The sequence below is a fragment of the Aquiflexum sp. genome (genome assembly GCF_977115555.1).
This window is the reverse complement of record NZ_CDSBKL010000165.1, coordinates 1-8486: the sequence shown is the minus strand read 5'-3', so window position 1 is coordinate 8486 and position 8486 is coordinate 1. Positions and strand designations below refer to the sequence as shown.

The window sequence follows — 8486 nt, the reverse complement described above, 5'->3', positions numbered from 1 at the left end:
GTTTATAGAAGACTATTGGGCAAAGTCTGTTGAGAAATTTCTAGAGATAGATTATGAAATACCCAAATGATAGAAGTTGCAAATTTTGGAAAGAAAAAAAAGGCCTGAATGCAATTCAGACCTTTTTTTTTTGAGTTTTGACTTCAATTACTTTACTAGGGTAAACTCAATGGAATATGCCACATTCTCATCATTTCCATCTGTATCGACGTCAAATTGATCTGAATCTGACAAAACAAGTACCATTCTGCTACTGCTCAATCCTGAAATATCAAATTCTTGGTTTCCATTTACAGAAGTCAAAAGTAGCTTAGTATTGTTGTTTTGTAGGCTATAAGTGCCGGAATCCTCTTCTACACCATCTACTCTAACAATGTAGCTCCCATCTGCATTGAATGTCAGTGTAGTGGCTGCCAATTCTGTTTGATCTATGATCTGTGTTAAAAAAAGTGACTGCGCCAATTGAGCTTGCTGCGGAGTTAGGCCCATAACAGTGGTCATGTAGGTCAGTACAGGCTGACCATTAATGGTGGCATCGCTTAGGGAGTAGGAATCAAAGTTCCATGTTCCTACGATTGTGGAAGAAGGCATTTCTTCCTCGCTGACGCAGGACCCTAACACAGAAAATGCAGCAATCAATCCAGCAAAAATGACAAATCTAGTATTTCTATTCATAGTTTTATAGGTTGGTGAATCTATGGTAAATCTCATAAATCTATGAAAATAATTGAAAAGTTTAAATTAAGAATACATTAAATCCAATTTAGTTTCAATAAATCAGGTATTTATTTCTGGATTTTTTGAAACTTTCAAGGTCTTCCTGCCAAGATGCTTTGATTTCTGCTTCGGTTTTTCCGGCCAAAATATCTTTCCTTAATTGGTCGCTTCCGGCTAATTTGTCAAAGAAGTTGTTGAAGAATTTTTCCTTCTTTCCCGAAATTTCATAGGCCTCCAACAGGTATTTTAAAGTAAACTGATGGGTCAGTGGTTCATTTCTCAAGTCCCTCCCATAACATTTTTTATCCTGCTGGGGAGGAGTTTTGGACATTCCTTCGATGCTTACGGGAGTGAAAGTGAAGTCCCCGTATTTTGGATCGGGATAACCATATACCTGAAACGGAAAGTAAGTCCCCCTTCCCAAGGAAACATCCGTTCCTTCAAAGTAACAAAGCGTGGGGTACAATCGGATTGCGGTATCATTTGGAAGATTGGGGGAAGGTTTTATCGCAAGGCTGTAAGGGATGTCATGGTTCCAGTTTTTGACCGGAATTACTTGGATGTTACTTTTCATACCGCCTTTGAGCCATCCTTCACCATTGATCATCTGTGCCAATTCGCCAACAGTCAGACCATGTACCACCGGTATGGGATGCATGCCTACAAAGCTTTCATATCCTTTTTTGAGAACAGGGCCATCCACATAGTTTCCATTGGGATTTGGGCGGTCAAAAATCAGCAATGGCTTTTTGTTTTCAGCACAGCTTTCCATCACATAATGCATGGTGCTGATGAAGGTATAAAACCTGACTCCCACATCCTGAAGGTCATAGATCAGGATATCAATGTCTTTGAGCGTTTCGGCTGATGGCTTTTTGTTGTTACCATAAAGCGATACGATCGGTAAGCCAGTCCGCTTGTCTATCTCCGAATTGACCACTTCTCCTGCATCTGCATCTCCCCTGAATCCATGTTCGGGCACGAAAACTTTGACCACAGTAACGCCTTCTGCCATCAAGAAGTCCACTAAGTGGATATTGTTTTTGGAGGTTAAGATGGAAGTCTGATTCACTACCAATCCCACCTTTTTTCCTTTCAAAAGAGGAAGATAAACCTCAGGCTGATCTGCCGCAGGAAGGATGGGGTTTTGGACGATGGACTCGGTGTTTTGGTCTTGTTGGTCTTTTGTTTTACAAAATGCCAGACTCTGAATGAAAAATGTGGCAAGTATGATTATTTTGAATGGCTTCATAGTTACTTTGCAATAGAATTTCAACCAAATAAGCAAAATCATTGAACCTTTCCTATTTCATTGCCAAGAGAATCAGTTTTAAGAGGACAGGCGGTTTTACCGGGACAATACATCGTATTGCTGTTGCTTCGGTAGCAATTGGAATTGCGGTTTCCTTGATTTCTTTTATGATTTTGGGTGGCTTTCAAGATAAAATTTCCGAGAAGGTTTTTTCATTTACAGGACATTATCAGGTTCAGAAATTTGTCTCGGGTAATGCCTTCGAGGAAAGTCCCACTTCCAAAAGCTCTGATTTTTACAAGAATTATCCCCAAAACGACCTGATCAGCCATGTGCAAGTTTATGCCCATAAGCCCGGGTTGTTGAAGGGAGATGAGGAAGTCGAGGGAGTTTTGATGAAAGGAATCGGTCCTGACTTTGATTCTCTGAGTTTTAAAAATTCAATCGTCCAAGGAAGGTTTATCCAGTTTTCGGATTCCGGCGCGTCAAATGAAATCCTGGTCAGCAGGAAGATCGCTGACAAGCTTAGACTGGAAGTAGGGGAGAGGATTACCATGTACTTTGTGCAGGAACCGCCTAGATTCAGAAGGTTTGAAATTGTTGGTCTTTATGAGACGTTTTTGGAAAATTTCGATGACAAGATCATCATTGGAGATATTCAGACCATTCGCAATCTGAATGGATGGTCTGCCGATCAGGTAGGTGGCTTTGAGGTTTTTGTCCATAATAACAAAAAGTTAGATGAGATGGCCGAATCCATCTACAATTCCCTGGATTTTGACCTTAAGCTGATCAAAGTGACGGATAAGTTCATCGAGATTTTCGATTGGCTGATTCTGCTCAACAACAATGTGTATATATTTCTAGGATTGATTCTGTTCGTCGCAGCTTTCAATATGGTTTCGATATTGTTTATCCTAATTATGGAAAGGACCCAAATGATCGGGATACTGAAGGCCTTGGGATCTAGCAACAAACAGATCAGGAAGATATTTGTATGGAACGGTGTCAGGATAATCGGAAGGGGATTGTTCATTGGCAATGCGATTGCCATTGGTTTTGGATTGATTCAAGAAAAATTCCAGTTGGTGGCACTCGATCCTGCAAGCTACTACATGAACTTTGTGCCGATTTCCTGGAATTGGCCGGTATTTTTCATTCTCAATGGAGCCGTGCTTTTAGTAACAACACTCGTCTTATTCATTCCGGCGATGTTGATCAGCAATATCCAGCCTATCAAGGCTATACGCTTTGATTGACCTTATATGTCTTGAAAAAGCTTAAAAATTTCATGTAAATCACCCCCCAAACCGCTTCTTTAAATATGTGTTTATTCATTTTGGAAGTTCCTTTGGTGCGGTCTGTGAAAATAATAGGAACCTCTTTGATCTTAAATCCAAGTTTCCAGGTAGTAAATTTCATCTCAATCTGAAAAGCATAGCCGATGAACTTGATCCTGTCCAATCTGATGCTTTCCAAAACCTTCCTTGTGTAGCATTTGAAACCTGCGGTGGCATCTTTGATGGGCATGCCGGTAATGAACTGAACATATTTGCTCGCAAAAAACGACATCAAAACCCTTCCCATCGGCCAATTGACCACATTGACACCTGTGATGTACCGGGAGCCGATTGCCATATCAAAGCCATCTTCCGCACAGGCTTGATATAATTTGATCAGGTCTGAGGGATTATGGGAAAAGTCAGCATCCATCTCAAAAATATATCGGTAGCCATTGACCAAAGCATAATGGAAGCCTTTAAGATAGGCAGTTCCCAAGCCAAGTTTGCCTTTTCTTTGTATCAGGTGGATTCTGTCAGGGAATTCTTTTTGCAGTTTCTTTACCTCCTCCGCTGTCCCGTCAGGCGAGTTGTCATCAATGACCAAGAGTTCGAATTTCCCTTCCAATTCCATGATGGCAAAGCTGATGTCCCGGATGTTTTCCAGTTCATTGTAGGTAGGGATGATGACAAGTTTTTCTCTGTTCATAAAATTCGAAACCCAAAAATATGATTAAAAGCATGGAATTGTAAGTTTGAAAAAATATTATGCAAAAATTAACATATAATTGCCTCCGGAAAAATTACCCAAAACCATGAAAATTGCTGTGATCACCTATGAGGCGAGAGGATCTTACGCCACTGAAGATGTTGCCGATGAAGACAAGATCCTGACGGATATCCTTTCGGAACTTGGTTTGGATTTTACTTTTGAGGTATGGTCGGATGAACGGGTCGATTGGTCAGCATATACCCACCTGCTGATGAAATCCCCTTGGGATTATTTTGACCGATATGCTGAGTTTTTGCCTTGGTGCCAAAAGATCAACGCTTTAGGAATTCCTGCATTCAATGATATGGATACTGTAATCCGGAATTCCGATAAGCGATATCTTGAGGAAATTCAGGCCAAAGGTTTTCCTATAGTTCCGACGATTTTCAACAGTAAAAATCAAATCCCTGACCTTGAGGCTTGCTTTGCATCTTTTGAAACAGACCAAATGGTGATCAAGCCCACAGTCAGCGGCGGTGCAAAGAATACCATGAAGATCCATAAGAAAAATTGGAGGGAAAATCAGGAACAAATTGAAAGTTTGTTGGGCTCAGAAGATTTTATGGTGCAGCCATTTATCAAGGAAGTGGCCGAGGTAGGCGAGCATTCCTACCTTTTCTTCAATGGAAAATTTTCCCATGCGGTATTGAAAAGTGCCAAATCAGGGGAGTTTCGGGTACAGCATTTCTTTGGAGGACAGATCCATCCCATCGATCCGCCTTTGATCGAATTGGCCAATATCCAAAAGATTATCGATGAATTTGCTGCGGATACCCTGTATGCAAGAGTAGATGGTGTTTGGATTGAGGGGATTTTTTACCTGATGGAGCTTGAACTGATTGAGCCGTATCTTTTTCTATTTACTTCGAAAGATGGGAGGGAAAACTATAAAAATGCGATAAAGGAAAGGTTTGGGGTTTGAGATGTGAGAGGCAAGAAACAAGAGTCAAGAGGCAAGAATCAAGATTTTTTGAACCAAGTATAAAGTACCAAGTACCAAGATTTGGGCAACAACCAAAAACCTAATAACCCAATAACCAATATCCAATATCCCCTCACTCAATCACTCACACCTCTCCAGATTCATTTGTGCATAAAGACTTCCCTTTTCAGCCGCTTCCCTGAGGTCTTTGCAACCGGTCGGATCATTGATATCAATTTTTGCATTGCCCCTTCTTGCCAATGCCTCAATATGGTTTGGGTTGGATTTCAAAACATCTTCAAAATCTTCTAAAGCCCATTCAGAATACCCGATCATCAAGCGGATCAAACCCCTGTTGTATTTGGCGGTGATATTTTCGGGATCGTATTTCAGGCACATATTGAATGATCCTGCTGCACCCAAAATATCCCCGATCTGAGACCTTGCCATACCCTGATAAAAATAAACGCGCGAATCTTTGGGATTCAGTTCTTTTGCTAGCTGCAGGAATTCATCCGCATTCTGATAATCCTTGTTCATGAGCATCGCCCGACCAAGCAAAAACAGGATGTCGTAATCCTTACTGTCTTCTTTGGCAGCAAGAAGCAGGTATTTTTGGGCATTTTTATAATCTTCCTGTTTCCAATATAATTTTCCGATACCTGCATAGGCCTGCGCATAAGTCGGGTCATAATGGATGATGGTTTTGTAATCATCCACTGCTTTGTCAAACTCTTCTAATTCCTCATAGGACCTTGCCCTGAGGTGAAGGGATTTGATGTCAGTCACATTGATAAAAAGGGTCTTGGAAAACTCAGAAACGGCATTTTCATAATCGGCTTGCCGGAAATATTTTTCACCTTCTGAAAAACTCCCAAAACAAGAAACACAGACAATCAAAAGGAGAATAGATAATGAGGTACGCATGGAATTTTTAATTTAAAACTAAAAATAACAAAACCTTACGAAAATTTCATAATAAGACTAAAAAAATTCAATCCGCTTTTGAATATCTTATCTAGAGGCTGAAGAATGTTTTTGAGAAGGATCGTAAATTAAAATAAGCTTTGGAAAATAGATAAGAGATATCGATTTCCAAAGCTTTGAATTGGGTTGTGATTGCACAGATTTTTTCAACCTCCTATGTTCCTATCTTTTTTTGCCTCCAAAAATGCATTTAATTCAGACCTTGGCATTGGCAGTTTATTGTCAGGAAGATTTCTGAGGTAATCATAAAACTCTTTGTTCATCTGTTCTGTATAATTGCTATCGATCTGACCAGTTGTCCAGTCACCGGCCTTGTTGCGCATGATTCCATAAGTATGGCGCAGGTTGCTGATTTCGGCATTGAGGACAATCTCAGCTACCAGGTAGGCCGGGAAAAACAGTGTGCCGTAAGGGCTTGCAAATACCACATCCCCGGGTAAAACCGTCACATCACCGATTCTGATCGGGGCATTGATGGAGGTTAGCATCATTTCAGCTATGGAAGAAGGATGGTCTCCAAGGATCCAACCGTTGAATCCTTCGACTTTTTTGATCTCTTGGATATTTCTGACTGTTCCGTAAAAAACCACACCCCGCTTCGTCTTGGCATATATCGAATTGGCCAATCGGTCTCCGATCAAAGTTCCCTGTTCGACTTTGGCAAAACCATCTGCCACATAAACATCACCGTCTTTCAGCATTTCGATAGGCCAAACGTTGGATTGGGCTTTTTCTCCATGACCTTCTGCCAATCCTACCTCCCGGATCAAATCCCCGAAATCCGGTCGCTGAGGCATATATTGTGCAGTTACCACCCGCCCTGTCATGACGGTATTTTTGTCGGGATTTACCATCATCCAATTGCCTTGGTATTGGTTGTTGAACTTGTGGCTGCGTAATCCACCCCACGCATGAGTCAAAACGACGTTTTTCAACCTTTCCAACAATTCATCAGATACATAAGGCCTCCCATCCGGCAATCGCTCACCCTTCCAACGAGATGTCAATGAAATGATATATTCCCTGTCCATCGCCACCCTGTCGTATTGAGCAAAAGAGGGAGTAAGTGCGCTGAAGATCAATCCTGAAAAGATCAAAACGTTCAATAGGTTTTTTTTCATGGTTTAAGTTGGGTTGAGGTAAAAGTTTGTTATTGTTGAAGAATACATAATCACACCAATATTGCCCAAGAAAACTATCAAATTTGGATAAATGGCTGATTTTCAACCAAAGTAATATGATTTGGTTGGTTTAATTTTATAGGGTTTTAATTCTGTTCCAAAAAAACAATCCGGCATTCTTGCATGTTAGAAAGCCTGTATTAACTTTGCCGACGCAATGAACAGTAAGACCTTATATAGTACTTCTTTTTCTGTCCGCACCATCCTCGGTGGGGTACATCATTTGCATCATTCCTCCTAAGGAGGAAATTTTTAACATATCGCCCGCGGACGGCTGTTGGTATATTCATACAGCCCTATCATCCAAAATTCTTATTGGCATTTTGATACTAAACGTATATTGCATCCATGAATTCAATTATCCGAATAGCCGTACAGAAAAGCGGCAGACTAAGTGAAGATTCCCTTAGCCTCATCAAAGAATGTGGCATCAAATTCTATAACGGTACCGGCAAACTCAAGTCCACATCTACGAACTTTCCTGTAGAATTCCTCTTTTTGAGGGATGATGACATTCCGGGATATGTCTCTGACGGCGTAGCTGACCTTGGTATTGTGGGGGAAAATGAATTGGTCGAAAAAGACAAAGATGTCACCGTTCTCAAGAAATTGGGCTTTTCCAAGTGCCGCCTTTCTCTTGCCATTCCCAAAGGTGAAGAATATTCCAACATTCAATATTTTGAAGGAAAAAGTATTGCGACCTCTTATCCAAAGATCCTTGGTGATTACCTGAAGTCCAAAAACATATCATCCGATATTCATGAAATCAGCGGCTCTGTTGAGATTGCGCCGAGCATTGGATTGGCTCAGGGCATCTGTGATATCGTAAGTTCGGGTTCGACCCTGATGATGAACGGACTCAAAGAAGTCGAGGAAATCTTCAAATCCGAAGCCGTCCTTATTGGAAATAAAAACCTTTCTGAAGAAAAATTGGCCATCGTAGACAAGTTGCTATTCAGAATGAATGCTGTCCAAAAAGGCAAAAGCAACAAATACGTTCTTTTAAATGCCCCTAACGCTTCTTTGGACAAAATCATTTCCCTGATCCCGGGAATGCGAAGCCCAACGATCTTGCCTTTGGCACAGGAAGGTTGGTCATCGGTACATTCAGTTTTGAGCGAAGACCAGTTTTGGGAAAATATCGAAGAACTCCGTGCAGCAGGCGCAGAGGGGATTTTGGTAGTACCGATAGAGAAGATGGTTATATAATGGTAGACACAAGACGTAAGATACAAGACTGGAGATTTTAGAAAATAGAAGCAAGAGACGAGATGCGAGAGGCGAAAAATAATGCCGTGAGTATTTTGGATGTATCTTTCAACAACTTGACAATCTGACAACGCCAAGCAGACAACAATTACAACCATTACAACAA

8 protein-coding genes are annotated in these 8486 nt (G+C 41.0%); 3 read left to right on the top strand and 5 right to left on the bottom strand.

Annotation, left to right across the window (positions count from 1 at the left end; all coding sequences use genetic code 11):
* Nucleotides 1-147: 147 nt before the first annotated feature.
* Together ACZFYI_RS11100 and ACZFYI_RS11095 are read right to left on the bottom strand one after the other, a co-directional pair.
* The gene (locus tag ACZFYI_RS11100; protein WP_462524199.1) at nt 148-675 is read right to left on the bottom strand and encodes a lipocalin family protein; all 528 of its coding nucleotides are present in this window, start codon (nt 673-675) and stop codon (nt 148-150) included.
* Between the two features lie 94 nt (nt 676-769).
* Nucleotides 770-1969, bottom strand: coding sequence for an exo-beta-N-acetylmuramidase NamZ family protein (locus ACZFYI_RS11095; protein WP_462524198.1), 1200 nt, complete (start codon nt 1967-1969; stop codon nt 770-772).
* Between the two features lie 41 nt (nt 1970-2010).
* Here ACZFYI_RS11095 and ACZFYI_RS11090 point away from each other — a divergent pair, with 41 nt between their 5' ends.
* Nucleotides 2011-3228, top strand: a complete 1218-nt coding sequence (locus ACZFYI_RS11090) for an ABC transporter permease (protein WP_462524197.1) — start codon at nt 2011-2013, stop codon at nt 3226-3228.
* On the opposite strand, the gene ACZFYI_RS11085 is transcribed toward ACZFYI_RS11090, so the two are convergent.
* A complete protein-coding gene (locus ACZFYI_RS11085; RefSeq protein WP_462524196.1) occupies nt 3212-3958 on the bottom strand; it encodes a polyprenol monophosphomannose synthase in 747 nt (248 codons plus the stop codon). The two genes, ACZFYI_RS11090 and ACZFYI_RS11085, sit on opposite strands and share 17 nt — an antisense overlap.
* A gap of 106 nt (nt 3959-4064) precedes the next feature.
* Here ACZFYI_RS11085 and ACZFYI_RS11080 point away from each other — a divergent pair, with 106 nt between their 5' ends.
* The gene (locus ACZFYI_RS11080) at nt 4065-4943 is read left to right on the top strand and encodes an ATP-grasp domain-containing protein (protein WP_462524195.1); all 879 of its coding nucleotides are present in this window, start codon (nt 4065-4067) and stop codon (nt 4941-4943) included.
* A gap of 141 nt (nt 4944-5084) precedes the next feature.
* Here the strand turns inward: ACZFYI_RS11080 and ACZFYI_RS11075 are convergent, their stop codons facing one another.
* Nucleotides 5085-5870 (bottom strand): tetratricopeptide repeat protein, encoded by a 786-nt coding sequence (locus ACZFYI_RS11075; RefSeq protein WP_462524194.1) that lies wholly within the window; start codon nt 5868-5870, stop codon nt 5085-5087.
* Nucleotides 5871-6076: 206 nt separating this feature from the next.
* Nucleotides 6077-7051 carry an RraA family protein gene (locus ACZFYI_RS11070; protein ID WP_462524193.1) on the bottom strand — a complete coding sequence of 325 codons (975 nt, stop codon included), beginning with the start codon at nt 7049-7051 and terminating at the stop codon, nt 6077-6079.
* A gap of 408 nt (nt 7052-7459) precedes the next feature.
* On the opposite strand from ACZFYI_RS11070, the gene hisG reads away from it, so the two are divergent.
* A complete protein-coding gene (gene hisG, locus ACZFYI_RS11065) occupies nt 7460-8320 on the top strand; it encodes an ATP phosphoribosyltransferase (protein WP_462524192.1) in 861 nt (286 codons plus the stop codon).
* The last annotated feature ends 166 nt before the right edge of the window (nt 8321-8486 follow it).

Coding starts and splice junctions, on each gene's coding strand:
- ACZFYI_RS11100 (WP_462524199.1), bottom strand. CDS start 675: ATGAATAGAAATACTAGATTTGTCATTTTTGCTGGATTGATTGCTGCA.
- ACZFYI_RS11095 (WP_462524198.1), bottom strand. CDS start 1,969: ATGAAGCCATTCAAAATAATCATACTTGCCACATTTTTCATTCAGAGT.
- ACZFYI_RS11085 (WP_462524196.1), bottom strand. CDS start 3,958: ATGAACAGAGAAAAACTTGTCATCATCCCTACCTACAATGAACTGGAA.
- ACZFYI_RS11080 (WP_462524195.1), top strand. CDS start 4,065: ATGAAAATTGCTGTGATCACCTATGAGGCGAGAGGATCTTACGCCACT.
- ACZFYI_RS11075 (WP_462524194.1), bottom strand. CDS start 5,870: ATGCGTACCTCATTATCTATTCTCCTTTTGATTGTCTGTGTTTCTTGT.
- ACZFYI_RS11070 (WP_462524193.1), bottom strand. CDS start 7,051: ATGAAAAAAAACCTATTGAACGTTTTGATCTTTTCAGGATTGATCTTC.
- hisG (WP_462524192.1), top strand. CDS start 7,460: ATGAATTCAATTATCCGAATAGCCGTACAGAAAAGCGGCAGACTAAGT.